This window comes from Ruegeria sp. D3, assembly GCF_056534465.1.
Genome location: NZ_JBQFPK010000004.1, coordinates 141,171 through 160,809 on the forward strand (window position 1 = coordinate 141,171; position 19,639 = coordinate 160,809).

Below are 19,639 nucleotides of genomic sequence, written 5' to 3' on the forward strand. Positions count from 1 at the left end.
CCAAGAATGATCATTTCCAAACAAGCCGAAGGGCGGAGAGCAGAAAAATGAAATGGCTATTGCGCATTGTTTTCCTTTTTATAGCGGTGCTTGGGCTGGTAATCGGCGCTTTGCTACTGATGCCAAGTGACAAGTTGGCATCCATACTGGCTGAGCAGGTCAAAGCGGAAACCGGGCGCGATCTGAACCTGTCGGGCGATGTCCGTTTATCGTTCTGGCCTGTCTTGGGAATGGAAACCGGCCCCGTTGCCTTTGGCAACGCGCCTTGGGCAGGCTCCGATCCGATGCTGAGCGCCCAAAGCCTGGCCGTGGGCGTTGACGCGGCGGCGCTGATGGGGGGCGATTTGCGGATCAAACGGATCATTGCCGAAAACCCGACACTGCGACTGGAATTGTTGGATGGGCGCGGGAACTGGGAGTTCACTTCGGCAACCCCGACTGAGGGCACCACCAGCGCAGCGGCGACCCCAGCGCAAGGGCAGCAAGGCGCGGTGACGTTGGACCGTCTGCAGTTAACGAACGCGCGGCTTGTCTATGTCGAGAATGGTTCCACTCGGTATGATTTCGACAATGTCGATCTGGCCGCAAGTTGGCCGGACCCAAGTGCGCCTATGACCCTCGAAGCCCAAATGAAGGTGCCGGGTGGCGCTGTGGACGTCGATCTGACGATTCCTGACCTTCCCACCTATGCTTCGGGTGTCGCGACGCCTTTGACCGTGACGTTGACCGCACCTGGTGGAGAGGTTCGATTTGACGGCCGCGTTAATCTCGCTGGTGAGATGGACGGCAATTTCCACGTCAGAACGCAAAACACCGAGCGGATGCTGGCAGCCTTCGGTCAAGCTGGCGTTGGCGTACCACTGGGGTTGGGGACGACGGCAGACATATCGGGGCATATGACTTACACGCAGGACGGTCGCATTTCTGTTCGCGATATGGTTGCTCAACTGGACGAAAACCGAGTGACCGGCGAGGCGGATATTCTGATCTCGGATCCTCCACAAATCACGGCGCGGCTGGACGCTGGTGACTTGGACCTGTCGAAATACAACACGGCCCCGGCAGGCCCGTCAGGCGGAACAAGCACAGCTCCGGTTAATGACACAGGGTGGTCCACCGATCCCATCGACGCATCGGCTTTGGCACTGGCGAACGGGAAAATTCGGCTGAAGGCCAGCTCGATCGCGGTTCCGGGACTGACCCTGGGCCCCAGTGATCTGACGCTGAACCTTGATCGGTCGCGCGCAGTTTTGCAGATGAATCCGGCCAGCTTGTTTTCAGGTCAGTTGACCGGGCAGGTCGTAGCCAATAACCGAAGCGGATTGTCGGTCGGCGGTGACCTCAAGGCCGAGGGCATCGACATCGAACAGGCTTTGACTGCGCTTGCGGGTGTCGATCGTCTGTCAGGGACTGGGACAGGTTCGTTCAAGTTCCTCGGTGTCGGCCAAACCGAAGATCAGATCATGCGGTCGCTCAGCGGCGGTGGGCGGCTGGATGTTGGTGCCGGGGTCATCAGCGGATTTGATCTGGACCGTCTGATGGGCCGCAGCTCGGAAACGGGTGGGACAACTGTCTTCAACAGCCTTTCGGCAAGTTTCACTTTGGATCAAGGCGTGCTTAGGAACGACGACTTGTTGATGTCACTCAAGAATTTCCGTGCGGATGGTGAGGGGCGTGTGGGCATTGGCGCGCGTGACATTGATTATCTTTTCACCCCTACAGCATTGCGGGCTAATGCAGGTCAGGGGCTTTCGGTACCCGTTCGCATTGTCGGCCCCTGGAGCAATCCATCGATCCAACCTGACTTAAGCAAAGTGCTTGAAGCGGCTGCAGAGGGCAAAGTCAAAGAGTTGGAGGATGATGCCAAACAAAAAGTTCTGGAAAAGGTTGGCGATGAGCTTGGAGTTACGGTGACCGACACGGAAAGCATCGAAGATGCGGTAAAAAACAAACTGCAGGAAGAGGCTGCAAAAGGGTTATTGAAACTCTTGGGCGCAGATTGAGAGGGCAGGGGGCGTAAAGTGCACCCCTTGCCGGTTCAGATGGTTTGGTCGTAGTCGCCGACGCCAGGTTCCGTTCGAATAACGGCGTCGATATCAGCGAAAATCGCACGCATCTCTTTTTCGCTTTCGCTGCTTTCGCATACGACAACCAGATTGGGCGTGTTGGACGATGCGCGAACCAATCCCCAGCTGCCATTGTCCAGAATGACACGGGCTCCGTTGACAGTGACCACCTCTTTTATGTTGCGCCCTGCGAAAGTCTCGCCAGCTTCGGATTTGGCGACCAGCTTGTCGACCAGACGCTTTAGGATGTCGTATTTTTCGGTATCCGCCGCGTAGGGTGACATGGTCGGGGTCGACCAAGTCTTTGGGAGGGCCTTGCGTAGATCAGACATGCTTTTGTCGGGGTTTCGATCCATAAGCTTGCAGATCTCAACCGCCACGCGCATCCCGCAATCATAACCACGCCCGATGGGTTCAGCCAAGAAGTAGTGGCCCGACTTTTCGAAACCAGCTAGCGCATTGATTTCCTTAACCCGCCGTTTCATATGGCTGTGGCCCGTCTTCCAGTAATCCGCTTTGACGCCGTGGGCCTGCAACTCGGGGTCACTGGCAAACAGGCCGGTGGATTTCACATCGGCCACAAAGGTGGAATTCGGGTACAGCTTGGCCAGATCGCGAGCCATGATCACTCCGACCTTGTCGGCAAATATCTCCTCGCCCTCGTCATCAACAACGCCGCAACGATCGCCATCACCGTCAAACCCGAGCGCCATGTCGGCACCGCTGGATTTCACGCTGTCGGCCATGTCGTGCAACATCTCCATGGCTTCGGGGTTGGGGTTGTAGTTGGGAAAGGTATAATCCAGCCGGTTATGACTGGGTACAACCTCGACCCCCATCCGTTCAAAGACCTCGGGTGCGAAGGCCGACGCAGTTCCATTGCCCGTCGCGCAGACGACTTTCAGCGGGCGGGACATTTTGAAATCGCCGACCAGATCGTCGATATACGCCTCTTTCACCCCGTCGACAAATTCATACGAACCGCCTTCGTGCGGCTGACCTTCGCCGTTCAGAACGATGTCGCGCAGCTCGGACATTTCATCGGGACCATGGGTCAACGGACGCTCAAACCCCATTTTGACCCCTGTCCAGCCGTTCGGGTTGTGGCTGGCCGTGACCATCGCAACCGCAGGCACATCCAGATGGAACTGCGCGAAGTAAGCCATCGGGCTAAGTGCCGGGCCGATATCCTTGACCTGTATCCCCGCCTGCATCAGCCCCAGGATCAGTGCGTTCTTAATCGCAAGAGAGTAGTCTCGATAGTCGTTGCCAACCGCGATCACCGGCGCGATTCCGCGGCGACGCATCTGTGTTCCAAGACCCAGACCCAGCGCTGTCATGCCCGGCAAGTTGATCTCTTCGGGGTATTTCCAACGCGCGTCGTATTCACGAAAACCCGTTGGCTTGATCATTGCGTCGCGCAGAAATGTCCAGGTATTCGGGGTCACCTCGGGGAGTGGTTTGGTCATCAAGAATCTCGGTTGTTAAATCTGAATCGGATTGGCTTTGGCAAGCGTATCAAATCGCATCAATGTATCAATCAGTTGAGGCATCTGATCCAGGTAAATCATATTCGGGCCATCACATGGCGCATTGTCCGGATCCTGATGCGTTTCCATAAAGACGCCAGCAACGCCAACAGCAACGGCCGAACGCGCCATAACAGGCGCAAATTCGCGCTGGCCACCTGATGCGCCGCCCAAACCGCCGGGTTGAGCCACAGTGTGCGTGGCGTCCATGATCACCGGATACCCGGTTCGCGCCATTTCCGGTAGCGATTGCATATCGACCACCAGACGGTTGTAGCCAAAGCTGACGCCACGCTCGGTCAACATGATGTTGTGGTTGTCGGTGCTTTCGATCTTGGTAGCAACATTTTGCATGTCCCAAGGGGCCAGGAACTGTCCTTTCTTGACGTTCACCACCGCGCCTGTTGCGCCTGCCGCCTTAAGCAAGGCAGTCTGGCGACACAGAAACGCAGGGATCTGAAGGATATCGCACACCTCGGCCACTGGGGCGCATTGTTCTTTCTCATGTACATCGGTAGTAACTGGCACCCCGATGCTGTCCTTGACCGATTGCAGAACGGACAACCCCTTTTCCAACCCCAAAGCAGGGGCGGCATTTATCGAGGTGCGGTTGGCCTTGTCGAACGAGCCCTTGAACACGTATTGCGCGCCCGCGGCATCGCACGCCTCTTTCATTTTACCGGCGATCATTTGGGCATGATCGGCGCTTTCAAGCTGGCAGGGGCCGGCAATGATTGTCAGAGGCAGATCATTGCCGACCGTGAGATCGGAGATTTTTACATGTTTCATGTGTCTTACGAGGATACCTGTTCACGAAGGACCGACGCGGTAAGCGAGATCAACAGGTAGATACCAGCAAACAACAGGAATGCCAAAATCGTATTTTCGAATTTGCGCGGGTAAGTGGGGTCCTGACTGGGCACAGGATTAACCGAGACTGTCAGATATCTAACCTTACGGTTTGCCTCGGTCCGGGTGGTTTCCATTTGCTGCATGGCGTTTTGCAGCATCATATCCCGGGCAATCAAATCGGCCTGAGCCATTTGAAGGCGCACGCTAAGCTGGGCAAGCGAATTTTCGCCTGCCGAGACATCCAGCATCTGTGCATTAAGCTCATCCAGGACTTGTTCAAGACGACGGATATCTGCACGCGCGCCATCGACCTTGGCTTGGTTGGGCCGCAGGTTGTCCAGCAAAGCAGCCAATTGCAGTTCTTTGTCTTGAATCTCGGTTTCCAGCGCGTTGATGCGCCCGCGAAGACCAGCGATCACGTTTTCAGGGTCCAGCAAAGCACCTTGCAACTGCAACTCGATCAAGTCTTCCTGCGCTTTTCGGCGCTCGGCCTGGGCCATCTCGAATCCGGCGCGGGCCTCGCGCATCTGGTCTTCACGTTTCAACTCGGTCAGTCCGTTGATCGTTTCTTCAGCATAGGACAACAAGCGCTCGGACAGACCGACGGCAAGCTCGGCCGATGGGGCGGCAACCTCCATCCGTATGATCCCGTCGCTTGGGTCATATCCGATCGTTATCATCCGTTTGAACAGCTTGTAGGTTTCTTCCAGACTGGCATCAGGCGACAGGCGCTGAATTGGATCAATCCACTCTTGTTTGAAGATTTCGGCGAAGCCCATGTCCCGATCCAACCGAAGAAGGGCATCTTTGGATTCCAGGAACTCCTGCGTCGCCACCGAGTCTTGCGCTGTGGCATATTGCGTACCGGCCAAAAACCCACGGAACGATGCGCCTCCGCCATCGGCCTGAAGAATCGAGAAAGCAGAATCGCTGGCATACATTGGGGTCGCGTAGCGATAGAAATAGGTGCCCACGATTAGCGTCGGAAGCAGAACAAATGCAGCGAGGCGCGCGAACAATGCCATCAGCTTGCGCCTGCGTCTGCGGGCAATGTCCCTTTGGATCTCCTTGATCTCAATCTCGCGACGCTCTGCCGGGTTCATTTCGGGACCAGGCAGGGTTTGAGCGGCTTCAGAAAACGTTTGGGGCAGTTGGATGGTGATTTTGTCCTTGGTCTCACCCTCAGTGCGTTTCTTTTCAGCGGCCAGATCTAAAAGGTTAGCCCGTTCAAACGGGTCGATACCTTTTTTCCGCAAAAGACGTACGGCATCATAATCCGAGGTCGCGGCAAGCCCGTTTTTCTGAACAAGACGTCGTGCCACCCTAAGCTGCCGTCCGGTCAGCTCTTCGCGTTTGATCTCGTCGATTTCAGTAGCAGTCTGCGACTCGTTTGCGGCGGCCGGAGCCTTCGTTGCCTTGCGAATACGCGAGATCGCCTCAGCGCGCGCTTCAGGGTCGCCAGAGCCTTTGCGTTTGCGGCGCAGGTTGTAGATGCTAGCCTTGGGTTTGGTAGTCATATAGCTGCTTAGCCTCTTCCAAGGTGTCAAACATGTAAAGCTGACCGTCCACGAGAACGGCAGCCTGACGGGCGAATTTTTCCAGCACTGCAGGGCTGTGGGATACGATGACCAACGTGGTCGTGCGCAACCTTTCCCTCAGAATGTCACCAGCTTTCCTGTTGAATTCGACATCCGTGGTGGCGGGCATGCCTTCGTCAATCAGATACATGTCGAAATCAAGTGCCAGCATCAAGGCAAAGGTGAAACGGGCCTTCATGCCCGATGAATACGTGGCCATTGGCTGGTCAAAATACTCGCCCAGATTGCACAGCCATTTACAATAGGCTTCGACGTAGTCGGGATCCATGCCATAGATTTTCGCGATATATCGCGCGTTTTCCAGTGCCGAAAGCTTGTTCGCAACGCCACCAGTGAACCCCATCGGAAACGAAATCCGGCAGGACTTGCGGATCACGCCCTCATCCGGTTTCTCTAACCCGGCCATCATGTTGATCAGTGTTGTTTTGCCGGTGCCGTTCGGAGCAAGCACGCCCAGAGATTTCCCAAGCTCAACCCGGAACGACACCCGGTCCAGGATCACCTTGCGGCGCGTCCCGGTCCAGAAAGACTTACTGACGTTCTCAAACTCAAGCATACTGGGCCTGCTACATATGTCTTTTTATTGCACCGACCAAGCCGGTGATGCCGCGTTCACGCGTGCTGCATTATGTCGAAAAATGCGGGGGGTGATCAATGCGTTCGCTTGCATGCTGTTGCTATTGTGACTTTTCCATCTGTTGGCGTCCAAAGGCGCGCTGTCTATCTTTTGATCTAACCGTCACTCATTTTGATGCAGGAAACCTTGCGATCTGATGAATACACTCGAGAAAGACATCGCAGCCTGCAGGATCTGCGCCGATAGGTTTGCCGACACGCACACTGCGCACGAACCTAGACCGGTGGTCTGGTTCCGCAAAGGAACTTCGGTTTTGATTGCAGGGCAGGCACCCGGCGCACGCGTTCACGAATCCGGTCGCCCTTTTACCGACCCCTCGGGAGATCGCCTGCGGGATTGGTTGGGGCTTGATGAACTGACATTCTATGACCGCTCAAAGGTGTCGATTGTGCCAATGGCATTCTGCTTTCCCGGATATGATGTGCGCAAAGCCGATCTGCCTCCACCGCCGATCTGCGGGCAAACCTGGCATGACCGGGTGATGCAAGCGCTGGGCGAAATGCCGTTAACGGTTCTGGTCGGGGGCCATGCGCATAAATATCACCTTGGCACCAAAACCTCGGTGACGGAAACGGTGCGCAACTGGCGGGACCATGCGCCGCGCGTCTTTGCCTTGCCTCATCCGTCTTGGCGGAATACGGCATGGATGAAGAAAAACCCCTGGTTCGAGGCTGACCTTCTGCCGGTCTTGCGTGCGCGGGTGCAAGAGGTTCTGAATGACTGACACAACAGCTCTAGATGCCGCCCATTCCGCGATGGAGGCTGCCCCACTGGACGATGCTGCCCGGCTGCGCTTTTTTGAACGACTGGCGGATAGCGAGTTGTTTCTTTTGCTGACCGAAGAGGCGAAAGGCAAAAACATCTCGCCTGAATTGTTTGATGTGGCTGACGGCCGGTTTGTTCTGGCCTTCGATCGGGAAGATCGGCTTGCCCGATTCGCGGAACGCCCGGTGCCTTATGTTGCTTTGTCGGGGCGGATTTTGTCCAACATGCTGGCCGGTCAGGGGATTGGTCTGGGTCTGAACCTTGAGGTCGCGCCATCGTCCATGCTGATCCCGTCCGAGGCCCTTGGATGGTTGGCCACGACTTTGCAGCACACGCCAGAGGAAGTGCAGCAACACCTGTCCGAGTTCCTGCCCCCCGTTGGGTTGCCCGACGATCTGTTAACGGCCCTGGACGCCAAATTGGCAACGGCCGTTGGTCTGGCGCAGGCGGCATATCTGGTCGGCACAAAGACGTCTGAGGGTGGCACAGGTCATCTGCTGGGTTTTGTCGGAGCGGTGAGCGGGGCTGAGGCTGCGCTGGCCAAAGCTGCGTCCGAAGCGTTGACCTTTTCGGGTATCGAAGCTGGGGCCATGGATGTCGGCTTTTTTGCAGCGCACGACCCGGCGGCCGCGGCGTTGGCCCGCGTTGGGCTAAGGTTCGATTTGCCCCAGCCGGAGACGTCCGAATATGCGCAGATCACACCGGGCAGCGACCCGGAGAAACCACCAATTCTGCGATAATAAGGCCCCGCAAATTAAGCTGCGAGGCCCATGCGTTACTCCGCTGCAGGTTCCAGTTTGTCCTGAGTGCGGGTCTCAAAGTCGCTGGCCTCGTGGCGTTCGTGAAGCTGCATGTGCTTTTCACCGAAGGGACGGTTGACCATGCGGCCGCGCAGTACTGCGGGGCGTTCGTCGACTGCTTTGGCCCAACGCATAACGTTCTTATAGGATTCAACGTCCAGGAACTCGGCGGCGTCATACAGACGTCCCAGAACCAACTGACCGTACCAGGGCCAGATGGCCATGTCGGCGATGCTGTAGTCGTCGCCTGCAATATAGGCATTTTCCGCCAGTTGCTTGTCCAGAACGTCTAACTGGCGCTTGGTTTCCATGGCAAACCGGTTGATCGGGTATTCCCATTTCTCGGGCGCATACGCATAGAAATGGCCGAACCCGCCGCCCAGATAAGGTGCGCTGCCCATCTGCCAGAACACCCAGTTCATCACCTCAGTCCGTCCGGGACCGGATTTCGGCAAAAAGGCGTCGAATTTCTCGGCCAAATGGAACAGGATCGAGGCGCTTTCGAACACGCGCACAGGTTCATCCCCCGACCGATCCCAAAGCGCGGGTATCTTTGAGTTCGGGTTTGCCCCGACAAAGCCCGAACCGAATTGATCGCCCTCGCCGATATTGATCAGCCAAGCGTTATACTCGGCCTCTTCATGGCCAAGGGCCAACAGTTCTTCCAGCATCACCGTGACTTTGACACCGTTTGGCGTTGCCAGCGAATACAACTGGAACGGATGGCGCCCTACGGGCAGGTCTTTGTCGTGCGTCGCGCCGGAAATGGGGCGGTTGATATTGGCGAATTGTCCGCCATTCTGACTGTCCCAAGTCCAAACCTTTGGCGGGGTATAGGTCGTTTGCTCGCTCATTTCTTGCCTTCCTCAGCAAATCTGGTGTGCATTGTCTGTCCGCAGCAACAGCTAATATTGCAAAGCGCCGAGTCCAACCCCGCATCTGTGGTTCATTTTGTAACATTCGGCGCCAATACTCTCACGTTTCTTCATCGGACGTCACAGCGCCGCGAGCAGGACTGCTCTGAGCCCTGAAATCGCTTATTGTCTGGTCAGACCCGGAATGCGGGTGACCTTGAAACCTGAGGACAAGAGGATTGACCTATATGAAACGTTTTGCCCTGACCCTTGCAGCAACGCTGGCATTTGCTGTTCCGGCATTCGCTGGTGATCAGTATGTTGATGGAACCGGTTATGCTGTTTCAGGCTATGATGTTGTGGCCTATCGCAGCCTGGATCAGTCACCGGTTGGTAAGGCGCAGCCGGCGGGCGTTCGTGGGCGTTCCGACATCACCGCTGAATACAATGGCGCAACCTGGGCATTCTCAACCGAAGAAAACCGAGACAAGTTTTTGGAAAACCCCGCGTACTACGCGCCGCAGTATGATGGCCATTGCGCCTATGGTGTGTCACGCGGCGGCAAAGTTCCGGCCAACCCGAACCTGTGGCGCATCGTTGATGACAAGCTGTACCTGAACATCACGGACGTGGTTGTTGGTTTCTTCGAGGAAGATATCCCGGGTAACATCAATCTGGCGGAAGGTAACTGGCCGGGTATCGAGCCTGCGAAAGCTTCGACTGCAGTTATCCCGAAATTTACTTCGGACGCTCCGATTTCCAACTAAATGGAATCTTACAAACGAAAACCCGGCTGACATCAGCCGGGTTTTTGCATTTCAGGTCTCAGCTTGCCAGTTCAAAGACATCCTGCATGGCCTGATCCGCATCGAACCGAATGCGAACACTTTTGGCGCCAGGAAACTTTCGGGCCATGATCGCGTCAGGGACAACGACTTCGCCGGCACCTGCGTTCTTGGATTGGAAATTCAGAACTTCAGTTTCCGTTTTGCGAAACCCGACCAGAACAGATGTCGGCAAAGCAACGCGGTTCGCACCTTTGCAAACCGGAGATTTCACGAAGTATATCAGGTTACGACCAAAACACTCGATAGCGCTGGGGATGTGGTCCGAGTCAGCAACGATTTGGTCGCCATCGTCAGTTGGCGCAATGTTGCCAGAATGGGCCAACGCCCGAGCAAGAAGATCACGACACGCGCTGACTTCGGTGTCTTTCAACCGGATCACGCGTTTGCGCAGCTTGGGCCTTTTGGGCTTGCCATGCATCCGGTTCTTGGTGGTCAGCCCCTCTTGCCGCAAAAGATCATAAGCGTCTTTGGCGCGGACAAAATCCGAGCAATCATTGTCAGCGCGGTCAGGATGTGCGCTGAAGGCAATCTTGCGCCAAGCGTTGCGGATGTCGTCGGAACTGGCAGTGTGGTCCAGCCCAAGCGCATACAAAGCATCTGTCCGCGCCTTGATCTTTTCAACTGCTTCCATACCCAAATCACTCACTAAACAACAACATGCCCTAGTGTTGTGACGGTCGCAATTTTGTCAAATTTGGTGAGTTTTTAGGGGGTATGTGGGAACAATTTCGAGTTAACTATTTTGATTGTTCCCACTATTGCGTCTGATTGGCCGGGTATCGTCCGGCCTTTCGCTAGGCCACGTTCTGCAACGAGGGCTTTGGTGTGATCCCAAGGGCAAAGCAGACATCGCGCGTCAGTTCTGGCCGGTTCAGTGTATAAAAATGCAGTTTGTCCACACCGCCTTCTATAAGGTCCGAGCACAGCTCGGTGCACAATGCAGTAGCCAGCAAATCCTCGCGGTCATCCCGGAGGGCCTTGTCAAATGCCTGCTCGATCCAGCCGGGAATGCGTGTGCCACAACGTTTGGCAAAGTTGCGCGCGCCTTTCCAGTTCTCGATTGGCAGGATGCCCGGCACGATGGGCTTGTCGATCCCGGCCTTTTCGCAGGCGTCGCGGAAGCGGAAAAAAGTCTCGGCCTCAAAGAAGAACTGCGTCAGCGCTTCGTCTGCGCCAGCGTCCAGCTTGGCTTTCAACCAGTCGACATCGGTGCGGGCGCATTGCGCTTCGGGGTGGATGTCTGGGTAGGCGCCCACGCGGATATTGAACGCGCCGGTGTCTGAAAGCGCTTCGATCAGTTCGACCGAATTGGCGAACCCGTCTGGGTGAGGGACGAACCGGTCCTGTCCTTTGGGGGGGTCGCCACGCAGTGCAACGATGTCTTTCACACCTGCCTTGGCGAAGGAATCCGCTATTTGCAGGGTCTCATCGCGGGTCGCATCGACGCACGTCAAATGTGCGGCCACCGGAAGGCCGGAAGAATTGTGCAAAGTCGCCACCGCATCGCGGGTCAATTCCCGCGTGGTGCCACCAGCACCATAGGTGACTGACACAAAGCGCGGGTCCAGCGGAGCCAGCGTTTGCACGGTGTCCCACAGGCGGAACGAGGCCTCGAGCGTTTGGGGCGGGAAGAATTCGAATGAAATCTCAGGTTGTGTCATCTCGGCCTCGTAAATACTGGTTGCAGGCCTTGTGCCATGACCTGCATTGTGAGACAAACTCATATTCCTCAAGAACAACATGAGTTCCATTGAATGCACATCGAATTCCGGCACCTGCGCACGATCAAGGCGATCCATGAATGCGGCGGCCTGGCCCGCGCGGCGGATCAGCTGAACATCACCCAATCGGCGTTGAGTCATCAGATCAAAGGGCTTGAGGATCAGGCCGGGGTTGAGCTGTTCCTGCGCCGCTCCAAGCCCATGAAGCTGTCGGCGGCGGGGTTGCGCCTGTTGCGGCTGGCCGAACAGATACTACCGCAGGTCGAAGCGACGCAGCACGAATTTTCTTCCCTGCGCGACGGGCGCACGGGCCGGATGCATATCGCGATCGAGTGCCATGCCTGTTTCGAATGGCTGTTTCCGGTGTTGGAGGCTTTCCGTAAATCCTGGGGCGATGTGGATGTCGATATCCGCCCCGGTCTGGCCTTTGACGCGTTGCCCGCGCTGCAGAAGGAAGAGGTCGATCTGGTCGTGTCCTCGGACCCCGAAGACCTGCCGGGGGTCGAGTTCATCAAGCTGTTCGACTATGACGCGGTGTTTGTTGCGGCCTCGGCCCACCCATTGGCACAAAAGGATTTCATCGAAGCCGAGGATTTCCGCGGCCAGACTCTGATCACCTATCCGGTCGAACGCACGCGTTTGGACGTGTTCAGCCAGTTGCTGATCCCAGCGCGGGTGGAACCGGCGGCCATCCGGCAGGTGGAGCTGACAGCAGTTATCCTTTTGCTGGTCGCTTCGAACCGGGGGATTTCGGTCCTACCCGACTGGGTGGTGCGCGAAGTCAAGTATAACTCGGACTATGTGACCCGGCCACTGACCAAGGACGGGATCACCCGCAGTCTGTATGCGGCGGTGCGGTCCGAGGACCTTGAAAAACCCTATGTGCAGGAACTGATCGAACTGGCCGGGACCGAGGCGCGCAAGCTGCAATCGCAATAGGCGCGAAACGCGGGGCTGCTATGCGCATCAAGCCTCTTGGCAAGGGCGCATTGCATCAGTATACGCGCGGTTTGACCGAACAGGAGCCTTGGGACAATGGTAGGCAGTGCTAACCTCAACATCATGATCAAAGCCGCGCGCAAGGCGGGGCGGTCTCTGGTCAAGGATTTCCGCGAAGTCGAGAACCTGCAGGTCTCGATGAAAGGTGCGGGTGACTTTGTCTCCAAGGCCGACATCGCCGCCGAGGCGATCCTGAAAGAGGAATTACTGGGCGCGCGCCCGACCTATGGCTGGCTGGGTGAAGAAGGCGGCGGGCAGGCGGGTGAAGACCCAACGCGCCGCTGGATTGTCGACCCGCTGGACGGCACCACGAACTTTCTGCACGGGCTGCCGCATTGGGCGATTTCGATCGCTCTGGAACACAAGAGCAAGATCGTTTCGGGCGTGATCTATGACCCTGCCAAGGACGAGATGTTCTTTGCCGAAAAGGGCGAAGGCGCGTGGATGAACGACACCCGCATCCGCGTTTCGGGCCGTCACCGTATGATCGAATCGATCTTTGCGACCGGTTTGCCTTTTGGTGGCCGTTCCGACCTGCCTGCTACCTTGCAGGATCTGGCTCGTATCATGCCCACCTGCGCTGGCGTGCGCCGTTGGGGATCGGCAGCGCTGGATTTGGCTTATGTCGCTGCAGGGCGTTACGAAGGCTATTGGGAGCGTCGACTGAACGCGTGGGACGTGGCAGCCGGGATCATCATCGTGAAAGAGGCTGGCGGATTTGTGCAAGCCATCAATCCAGAAGGCAGTGTCTTGGAGGATGGTGAGGTTATCTGTTCGAATGAGCCGATCTTTGAACAGTTCTCGAAGGTGATCCGGGGCTGATTTTCTTAAGCCAGTGCCGAACAAGCGCGCCCCGTACGAGGCGCGCTTTTTTTTATAACGCAATGCGTTGGGCTAACCCGCAGTCTTCAGCAAGCCGTGCGGCGACGGATGCGACCGCCAGGTCCTGCAGGCCGACGCCTGTTCCATCGAACAAGGTGATCTGATCCGCCGAAACCCGGCCAGGATGAACGCCATTGATCACAGCGCCGATGGGCGTAATAGCCTTCTCTGTAAGAGCCCCGTTGCCAACGGCGTGCTGCGCTTCACCAATCGAGACGGATTGCGCCACCTCATCCGTAAAGACCGAGGCCGCAGAGACCAGTGCCGGGTCGACTTCTTGCTTTCCTTTGGTGTCGGTGCCCATACAGGCCAGATGGGTGCCGGGTTCGATCCACTCCTTCATCAGCAAGGGCTCGAAAGCCGAGGTGATGGTGATGATCACGTCCGCCTGTGCGCCCAACTCCTGTGGGCTGACGCTTTCGAATTCCAACCCGATCTCGTCAGCGACGGAGGCCAATCGAGGCAGCATGTCCGGATGTGGATTCCACGCCACGACCTTTTCGAACGCGCGTTGCTCGGCGGCTGCGCGCAGTTGAAAGGTGGATTGATGGCCAGCCCCGACCATGCCCAGAACCTTGGCGTCCTTACGGGCCAGATGAGCGATGGACACAGCAGATGACGCCGCAGTGCGCACCGCCGTCAGATAGTTGCCGCCAACCAGTGCCGACAGCCGACCCGTGTCCGGGTCGAACAGGAACACTGTGGATTGATGGTTGGTCAGGCCGCGATCTGTATTCCCTGGCCAATACCCACCGGACTTCACGCCCAGCACTTGCCCTTCGCGGTCGAACCCTGACTTGAACCCATAAATCGCATCTGCGTGGCCCAAAGCCTCGCGGATCACGGGAAAGTTTCGCGCCCCGCCGCTGGCCATGGCGCCGAAGACGGCCTCGACAGCATCAAATGCTTGTTGACGGCCCACGAGTTGGGCACATAAATCCTCGGTCACGATCAGCGGTCCGTCTTGAGTAATCATGGCATCCCTCATCGCTTAATACGCCTTTCCGCGCGCCGACACTGGCCACAACGCTTCGACTTTGCCGCCGCGTACGCCGACATACCAGTCATGGACATTGCAAGTGGGGTCGCAGTGACCAGGCACCAGCCGTAGCTTGTCATTGACTTTCAAAACCCCGTCCGGGTCGCCAATCACGCCATGTTCGTCCGAACATTTGAGGTATTCCACGTCGTCACGCCCATATACGAAGGGCAGGCCGCTATCGACAGACTGGGCTTTTAGACCCGCATCGCAGACCGCAATATCAGGTTTGGAATGGCTCATGACACTGGTCAGAATGAACAGCGCGTTCTCCCATTCACCTTGGTCAATCCGGTTGCCGTCCTTGTCCAGAATGCGTCCGTAATCAGCATCCATGAACGCGTAAGACCCGCATTGCAATTCATTGTAAACGCCTGACTCGCTTTCAAAATAGTACGACCCAGTTCCCCCGCCCGAGACCAGTTCGCAGTCTATCCCTTCCGCTTTCAAACCGTCGACCGCGTCTTTGACCATCGCGATGGCGACGTCCAGTTTTTCCTTGCGGGCTTCATAACTGTCCATGTGCTGCATCGCACCCTGATAGGCCTGTATTCCTGTGAACTTAAGATTTGCGGCGGCGTGAACCGCTTGGGCGATTTCAACGACTGCTGCGGTCGAGGTCACGCCGCAACGTCCTGCGCCGCAGTCGATTTCGACAAAAACCTCCAACTCGGCGCCGTGCCGCGTGGCTGCCGACGACAGCTCGGCGACGTTGTCCACGTCATCTACGCAGACGATTGTGCGCGCACCCAGTTTGGGCAGACGCGCCAAGCGATCGATCTTGGCTGGGTCGCGCACCTGATTGGATACGAGGATGTCTTTGATACCACCACGGGCAAAGACTTCGGCCTCGGACACTTTCTGACAGCACACGCCGACCGCGCCACCCAGTTCTTCTTGTAGCTTGGCTACGTCCACGGACTTGTGCATTTTGCCATGCACCCTATGCCGCATCCCGTGCGCTTCGGCGTAGTCACCCATCTTCTTGATATTTCGTTCAAGCGCATCAAGGTCCAGGATCAGGCTTGGCGTCTGGATATCGCGTTCGTCCATCCCAATGGCGGCAGGGATGTCGAAGCCGATCTCGAGATCGTCAAATTTCGCGGATTTGTTCATATTCTCTCTCCTCATCCTTGCAGCCATGGCAACTTGTCTAGATCGACGTTCCCGCCTGTTATGATCACGCCTACACGTTTGCCGCGGAACACGTCTTGGTTCTTCAAGATGACCGCCAATGGCACTGCCGAAGATGGTTCCATCACCACCCGAAGGTGCTTCCACGTCAATTTCATAGCGGCGATGATCTCGTCGTCAGAGGCTGTGAAAATGTCCGTCACATGGTTCGAGACAAAGTGCCATGTGTTCTCTTTCAAGGGCACCAGCAAGCCGTCAGCGACGGTATTGGGTGCGTCGTCGGCAATTATGTACCCAGCCTTGAAGGACCGAAACGCATCATCCGCCTGCTCGGGTTCGGCCGCGTAAATCTCTGTGCCGGATGCAAGGTTCGAGACGGTCAGGCAGGTGCCCGAAACCATGCCGCCGCCGCCAATCGGAGCGATAACGGCGTCAACGCCGCCGGTTTGATCCAGCAATTCAGCCGAGCAAGTGGCTTGCCCTGCGATCACACGCGGATCGTTGTAGGGGTGGATGAACTCACCTCTTGTCCGGGCCTGAACCTCGGCAAAGGTAGCCTCGCGCGATGAGGTTGAAGGATCGCATTCCGTGATGGTACCGCCATACCTGCGTACCGCGTCTTTCTTGGCCTGAGGCGCGGTGCGGGGCATAACGACGTTGCACGGGATACCCCGGCGACCAGCAGCGTATGAGAGCGACAACGCGTGGTTGCCGCTGGAATGGGTGCACACCCCCTTGACGGCCTCTTCATCGCTGAGGCTGAAGACCGCGTTGCAAGCACCGCGCACTTTGAAAGCACCTGCCTCCTGAAAGTTCTCGCATTTAAAGAACAACTGCGCGCCGGTCAGGTCATTCAGGTAGTCCGACGTCATCAGTGGTGTGCGTCTGATATGAGGTGCGATCCGCCGTTGCGCCGCGCGCATGTCCGCGATCGTCAAGTTGGCGGCTTGTGAATGGTCCAACATCTCAACCCTCCTTATGCGGCTGCCTTGGCGTGGTCCGGTGACCCTTTGCGATAGAAATCCTGTGCGGCGGCGACTCCGCTGCCCAAGTTGATCGGATAGTGCAGATCGGCCATCGCCATCTCAATCGTCGACAGGCCGGACAGGACCATCGCATCCGTCAGGCTACCCAAATGACCAATGCGAAACGCCTTACCGTCAAGCTGGCCCAGGCCGATGCCGAATGACACCCCGTATGCGTTGAACGCATGATCTGTTAGCGCATTGCTGTTGATACCATCCGGTACATAGATCGCGCTGACAGTGTCGGAATAAAGCTCAGGCGACTCGGCAACCAGTTGCAGGCCCCAGGCATCAACGGCGCGCCGAACGCCTTCAGCAAGACGGGTGTGGCGGGCATAGACATTCTCAAGCCCTTCCTCGAACAACATTTTCAGGCTTTCTCGCATCCCGTAGATCAGTTGCAGCGGTGGGGTATAAGGAAAGCCGCCAGACGAATTGGCTTGCATCATGTCGCGAAAATCGAAGTACGTGCGCGGCAGCGTCGCCGTTGCCGAAGCCGCCAGAGCCTTGGGGCTGACACAAAGGATCGCCATGCCGGTTGCCAGCATGAACCCTTTTTGCGACCCGGAAACTGCGATATCTACACCCCATTCATCAAACTCGAACGGCATAGAAGCTAGGGAACTAACACAATCCACGAATAGCATCGCGGGATGATCGGCTGCGTCTATTGCGCGCCGAACTGCACTGATGTCCGACCGAACGCCGGTTGCGGTTTCGTTATGGGTCACCAGAACTGCACGGATTTGGTGTGCATTGTCCTTGGACAGGGCGGTTTCAAACTGCTCGGCAGGGGCACCGCTGCCCCAAGGGCAGTCGATCACCTGAACGTCCAGTCCATGCCGTTGGCATAGGTCGATCCAACGGTGACTGAATAAGCCGTACCGCGCCACCAGCACCTTGCCACCGGGGTTGAGCGTGTTGGTCACCGCAGCTTCCCACCCGCCAGTTCCGCTGGCGGGGTAGGTGACGACCTGACCAGAGGTGGTGCCAAAAACTTTCTTTGTGTCTTCAAGAACGGGGGCAAAGGTTTCGATGAAATCAGGCGCGCGGTGGTCCTGAGTCTGGACCTGCATTGCAAGACGCAGCCTGTCCGGGATGTTAGTTGGGCCGGGAATGAAAACAGGGTTTTGGTTGGACATGACGTGTTCCTCCGCATTTGAAGTCAGTGTCCGGGAATGCTCGGCGCCATGCAATTTTCTTGAAAAATATTTTCATTTTTGCGATTTTAATACTAAGACGCTGATTTGATTTGAGTTTCTTTTTTTCATTTCTTGGGGAAGAAAAACGGGCCAAAAAAATTTGACGTCGCAAACCGGAGAAAATGGGATGGAATCCTCAAAAAGACAGCGCGGTAGACCGAAGTCCTTGTTCAAGGAAAGCACGGCCGGGACGATGCAGTCGCTGGATCGCGCTCTAGGTGTTTTGACCGAAACTGCCCGGCTGGAGCGCGCAGCATTAAGCGATCTGGCACGTGAGACTGGTGTACCTACGGCCACCACCCACCGCATTCTGATGACTTTGCAGAAACACGGGTTCGTGGCCTTCGACGAAGAACGACAGGAGTGGATGATCGGGATTGAGGCTTATCGGACCGGGGCCTCGTTCCTGCGACGTAATAGTGTGATCGAGATTGGGCGGCCAGTCCTGCGCAGATTGATGCAGGACAGCGGAGAAACGGCCAATCTGGCGGTCCCGGACGGGGCGCAGGTGGTGTTTGTCGGTCAGGTTGAAACAGCAAACCCGATCCGGGCGTTTTTCCCACCGGGCGCGCGGACGCCGATGTACGCCTCGGGGACGGGCAAGGCGATTCTGGCCGCGATGGGAAAGGCCGCGCTGACCAGATTGATGACCGGGGCCAAACCGGAACGCTTCACGCCTCATACTTTAATAGACGACACCCGGTTGCAGGCAGACTTGGATCAAACCCGCGCGCGGGGATGGTCATTAGACCGGGAGGAGCGATATCAGGGAATGTCCTGCATCGGAGCAGCCATATTCAACGACCGGGGCGAGCCTTGTGCAGGTATCTCGGTGTCTGGTCCAACGGTCCGGTTCAACGCTGAACGCGCGCCGGAACTGGGGGCGCTGGTTCAGGCCGCCGCGCAAGAGGTAACGCGGCAAAGCGGTGGTCACTTACCGGCGCGGGATGCGGGGAATGCGGGATTGTGACAGCTTGTATTCGTGCTCGGGGTGGGGCGGGTGGCCGTGGGTGCGGTTCCAATAAGACATCGCGCCGCGCCTTAGCCACAAGGGAACGCACAGGATCAGACCGACTAGGAACCCGCCGGTATGTGCCCAATAGGCGACACCGCCCTTGTCAGGATCGCTTGCCAGGCTGCCGAGGAACTGCATTCCCAACCACACCCCCAACATGACAAAGGCCGGGATAGTAAATACGCGGAAATAGACGACTAGGATCAACAGGATGTCGACCCGGGCTTTGGGGAACATCAGAAGATACCCGCCCATGACGCCAGCAATGGCACCAGACGCGCCAATCGTGGGGATCACTGAGTCAGGAGCCGTCACGACGTGGATCAACCCCGCTCCGATACCGGCCAGCACATAAAACAGCAGAAAGGGTAGATGCCCCATTTCGTCTTCAAGGTTGTCTCCGAAAATCCACAGAAACAGCATGTTGCCCGCCAGATGCATCCAACCGCCATGCAAAAACATTGAGGTCACAAGCGTTTCCAGCGCAAATCCGTCCGTGATACGGGCCGGGATTACCGCATAATCGAAGTAAAGTTGATTGAGTAACCGTGCGTTATCCATGATCCCCACATAGCTGAGGAAGATCACGATATTCGCTGCCATCAGCAGATAGACGACGTAAGGCGTGCGCCCCGAGGCGTTATGGTCACGGATTGGAAACATGGCGCGACGC

19 protein-coding genes are annotated in these 19,639 nt (G+C 57.0%); 7 read left to right on the forward strand and 12 right to left on the reverse strand.

The features are described from left to right. The first annotated feature begins 47 nt into the window (after positions 1–47). The gene (locus tag ACR0DX_RS07630; RefSeq protein WP_170724352.1) at positions 48–2,003 is read left to right on the forward strand and encodes an AsmA family protein; all 1,956 of its coding nucleotides are present in this window, start codon (positions 48–50) and stop codon (positions 2,001–2,003) included. 35 nt (positions 2,004–2,038) lie between these two features. Here the strand turns inward: ACR0DX_RS07630 and ACR0DX_RS07635 are convergent, their stop codons facing one another. The 4 genes from ACR0DX_RS07635 to ACR0DX_RS07650 are packed head-to-tail and all read right to left on the reverse strand — an operon-like array spanning position 2,039 to position 6,601. Further along, positions 2,039–3,535 (reverse strand): phosphomannomutase/phosphoglucomutase, encoded by a 1,497-nt coding sequence (locus tag ACR0DX_RS07635; protein ID WP_170352390.1) that lies wholly within the window; start codon positions 3,533–3,535, stop codon positions 2,039–2,041. 15 nt (positions 3,536–3,550) lie between these two features. After that, complete coding sequence (gene kdsA / locus ACR0DX_RS07640) at positions 3,551–4,384, reverse strand: 3-deoxy-8-phosphooctulonate synthase (protein ID WP_170352391.1); 834 nt, start codon at positions 4,382–4,384, stop codon at positions 3,551–3,553. A gap of 5 nt (positions 4,385–4,389) precedes the next feature. Continuing rightward, the gene (locus ACR0DX_RS07645) at positions 4,390–5,964 is read right to left on the reverse strand and encodes a capsule biosynthesis protein (RefSeq protein WP_170352392.1); all 1,575 of its coding nucleotides are present in this window, start codon (positions 5,962–5,964) and stop codon (positions 4,390–4,392) included. Continuing rightward, positions 5,942–6,601: an ABC transporter ATP-binding protein gene (locus ACR0DX_RS07650; protein WP_170352393.1), complete on the reverse strand. Its 660-nt coding sequence runs from the start codon at positions 6,599–6,601 to the stop codon at positions 5,942–5,944. The genes ACR0DX_RS07645 and ACR0DX_RS07650 overlap by 23 nt, the downstream gene beginning before the upstream one ends. A gap of 217 nt (positions 6,602–6,818) precedes the next feature. On the opposite strand from ACR0DX_RS07650, the gene ACR0DX_RS07655 reads away from it, so the two are divergent. Together ACR0DX_RS07655 and ACR0DX_RS07660 are read left to right on the forward strand one after the other, a co-directional pair. Continuing rightward, the gene (locus tag ACR0DX_RS07655) at positions 6,819–7,406 is read left to right on the forward strand and encodes a uracil-DNA glycosylase family protein (protein ID WP_170352394.1); all 588 of its coding nucleotides are present in this window, start codon (positions 6,819–6,821) and stop codon (positions 7,404–7,406) included. After that, on the forward strand, positions 7,399–8,187 hold the full coding sequence (locus ACR0DX_RS07660; RefSeq protein WP_170352395.1) for an SseB family protein: 789 nt from the start codon (positions 7,399–7,401) through the stop codon (positions 8,185–8,187). The genes ACR0DX_RS07655 and ACR0DX_RS07660 overlap by 8 nt, the downstream gene beginning before the upstream one ends. A 35-nt stretch (positions 8,188–8,222) precedes the next feature. Here the strand turns inward: ACR0DX_RS07660 and yghU are convergent, their stop codons facing one another. Beyond that, entirely contained in the window at positions 8,223–9,101 is an 879-nt protein-coding gene (gene yghU / locus ACR0DX_RS07665; protein ID WP_170352396.1) for a glutathione-dependent disulfide-bond oxidoreductase, read from the reverse strand. A gap of 248 nt (positions 9,102–9,349) precedes the next feature. On the opposite strand from yghU, the gene ACR0DX_RS07670 reads away from it, so the two are divergent. Further along, positions 9,350–9,868, forward strand: a complete 519-nt coding sequence (locus ACR0DX_RS07670) for a YHS domain-containing (seleno)protein (RefSeq protein WP_170352397.1) — start codon at positions 9,350–9,352, stop codon at positions 9,866–9,868. Positions 9,869–9,926: 58 nt separating this feature from the next. On the opposite strand, the gene ACR0DX_RS07675 is transcribed toward ACR0DX_RS07670, so the two are convergent. Next, positions 9,927–10,580, reverse strand: coding sequence for a J domain-containing protein (locus ACR0DX_RS07675; protein ID WP_170352398.1), 654 nt, complete (start codon positions 10,578–10,580; stop codon positions 9,927–9,929). Positions 10,581–10,743: 163 nt separating this feature from the next. Beyond that, entirely contained in the window at positions 10,744–11,610 is an 867-nt protein-coding gene (gene metF / locus ACR0DX_RS07680; protein ID WP_170352399.1) for a methylenetetrahydrofolate reductase [NAD(P)H], read from the reverse strand. A gap of 93 nt (positions 11,611–11,703) precedes the next feature. Between metF and ACR0DX_RS07685 the strand changes: the two genes are divergently transcribed. After that, the gene (locus ACR0DX_RS07685; RefSeq protein WP_170352400.1) at positions 11,704–12,609 is read left to right on the forward strand and encodes a LysR family transcriptional regulator; all 906 of its coding nucleotides are present in this window, start codon (positions 11,704–11,706) and stop codon (positions 12,607–12,609) included. Between the two features lie 96 nt (positions 12,610–12,705). Next, entirely contained in the window at positions 12,706–13,491 is a 786-nt protein-coding gene (locus ACR0DX_RS07690) for an inositol monophosphatase family protein (RefSeq protein ID WP_170352401.1), read from the forward strand. Between the two features lie 52 nt (positions 13,492–13,543). Here the strand turns inward: ACR0DX_RS07690 and bhcD are convergent, their stop codons facing one another. Genes bhcD through bhcA form a run of 4 tightly spaced genes read right to left on the reverse strand, consistent with a single transcriptional unit; the run spans position 13,544 to position 17,891 of the window. Beyond that, positions 13,544–14,527, reverse strand: coding sequence for an iminosuccinate reductase BhcD (gene bhcD / locus ACR0DX_RS07695; RefSeq protein WP_480845681.1), 984 nt, complete (start codon positions 14,525–14,527; stop codon positions 13,544–13,546). Positions 14,528–14,542: 15 nt separating this feature from the next. After that, the gene (bhcC, locus tag ACR0DX_RS07700) at positions 14,543–15,706 is read right to left on the reverse strand and encodes a 3-hydroxy-D-aspartate aldolase BhcC (RefSeq protein ID WP_170352403.1); all 1,164 of its coding nucleotides are present in this window, start codon (positions 15,704–15,706) and stop codon (positions 14,543–14,545) included. Between the two features lie 11 nt (positions 15,707–15,717). Then, positions 15,718–16,689, reverse strand: coding sequence for a beta-hydroxyaspartate dehydratase BhcB (gene bhcB, locus ACR0DX_RS07705; protein WP_170352404.1), 972 nt, complete (start codon positions 16,687–16,689; stop codon positions 15,718–15,720). Positions 16,690–16,700: 11 nt separating this feature from the next. After that, the gene (gene bhcA / locus ACR0DX_RS07710; RefSeq protein WP_480845684.1) at positions 16,701–17,891 is read right to left on the reverse strand and encodes an L-aspartate--glyoxylate aminotransferase BhcA; all 1,191 of its coding nucleotides are present in this window, start codon (positions 17,889–17,891) and stop codon (positions 16,701–16,703) included. A 187-nt stretch (positions 17,892–18,078) separates the two neighbouring features. Between bhcA and bhcR the strand changes: the two genes are divergently transcribed. Next, on the forward strand, positions 18,079–18,921 hold the full coding sequence (bhcR, locus tag ACR0DX_RS07715) for an HTH-type transcriptional regulator BhcR (protein WP_170352406.1): 843 nt from the start codon (positions 18,079–18,081) through the stop codon (positions 18,919–18,921). On the opposite strand, the gene ACR0DX_RS07720 is transcribed toward bhcR, so the two are convergent. Further along, positions 18,886–19,629: a rhomboid family intramembrane serine protease gene (locus ACR0DX_RS07720; RefSeq protein WP_170352407.1), complete on the reverse strand. Its 744-nt coding sequence runs from the start codon at positions 19,627–19,629 to the stop codon at positions 18,886–18,888. The genes bhcR and ACR0DX_RS07720 overlap by 36 nt on opposite strands. Positions 19,630–19,639: the final 10 nt, after the last annotated feature.

What these genes read in the sequence shown, in the direction of transcription:
- kdsA (WP_170352391.1), bottom strand. Translation starts at nt 4,384, where the DNA reads ATGAAACATGTAAAAATCTCCGATCTCACGGTCGGCAATGATCTGCCT.
- metF (WP_170352399.1), bottom strand. Translation starts at nt 11,610, where the DNA reads ATGACACAACCTGAGATTTCATTCGAATTCTTCCCGCCCCAAACGCTC.
- bhcR (WP_170352406.1), top strand. Translation starts at nt 18,079, where the DNA reads ATGGAATCCTCAAAAAGACAGCGCGGTAGACCGAAGTCCTTGTTCAAG.
- ACR0DX_RS07670 (WP_170352397.1), top strand. Translation starts at nt 9,350, where the DNA reads ATGAAACGTTTTGCCCTGACCCTTGCAGCAACGCTGGCATTTGCTGTT.
- ACR0DX_RS07675 (WP_170352398.1), bottom strand. Translation starts at nt 10,580, where the DNA reads ATGGAAGCAGTTGAAAAGATCAAGGCGCGGACAGATGCTTTGTATGCG.
- ACR0DX_RS07685 (WP_170352400.1), top strand. Translation starts at nt 11,704, where the DNA reads ATGCACATCGAATTCCGGCACCTGCGCACGATCAAGGCGATCCATGAA.
- ACR0DX_RS07630 (WP_170724352.1), top strand. Translation starts at nt 48, where the DNA reads ATGAAATGGCTATTGCGCATTGTTTTCCTTTTTATAGCGGTGCTTGGG.
- ACR0DX_RS07635 (WP_170352390.1), bottom strand. Translation starts at nt 3,535, where the DNA reads ATGACCAAACCACTCCCCGAGGTGACCCCGAATACCTGGACATTTCTG.
- ACR0DX_RS07660 (WP_170352395.1), top strand. Translation starts at nt 7,399, where the DNA reads ATGACTGACACAACAGCTCTAGATGCCGCCCATTCCGCGATGGAGGCT.
- yghU (WP_170352396.1), bottom strand. Translation starts at nt 9,101, where the DNA reads ATGAGCGAGCAAACGACCTATACCCCGCCAAAGGTTTGGACTTGGGAC.
- ACR0DX_RS07655 (WP_170352394.1), top strand. Translation starts at nt 6,819, where the DNA reads ATGAATACACTCGAGAAAGACATCGCAGCCTGCAGGATCTGCGCCGAT.
- ACR0DX_RS07645 (WP_170352392.1), bottom strand. Translation starts at nt 5,964, where the DNA reads ATGACTACCAAACCCAAGGCTAGCATCTACAACCTGCGCCGCAAACGC.
- bhcA (WP_480845684.1), bottom strand. Translation starts at nt 17,891, where the DNA reads ATGTCCAACCAAAACCCTGTTTTCATTCCCGGCCCAACTAACATCCCG.
- ACR0DX_RS07690 (WP_170352401.1), top strand. Translation starts at nt 12,706, where the DNA reads ATGGTAGGCAGTGCTAACCTCAACATCATGATCAAAGCCGCGCGCAAG.
- bhcC (WP_170352403.1), bottom strand. Translation starts at nt 15,706, where the DNA reads ATGAACAAATCCGCGAAATTTGACGATCTCGAGATCGGCTTCGACATC.
- bhcB (WP_170352404.1), bottom strand. Translation starts at nt 16,689, where the DNA reads ATGTTGGACCATTCACAAGCCGCCAACTTGACGATCGCGGACATGCGC.
- ACR0DX_RS07650 (WP_170352393.1), bottom strand. Translation starts at nt 6,601, where the DNA reads ATGCTTGAGTTTGAGAACGTCAGTAAGTCTTTCTGGACCGGGACGCGC.
- ACR0DX_RS07720 (WP_170352407.1), bottom strand. Translation starts at nt 19,629, where the DNA reads ATGTTTCCAATCCGTGACCATAACGCCTCGGGGCGCACGCCTTACGTC.
- bhcD (WP_480845681.1), bottom strand. Translation starts at nt 14,527, where the DNA reads ATGATTACTCAAGACGGACCGCTGATCGTGACCGAGGATTTATGTGCC.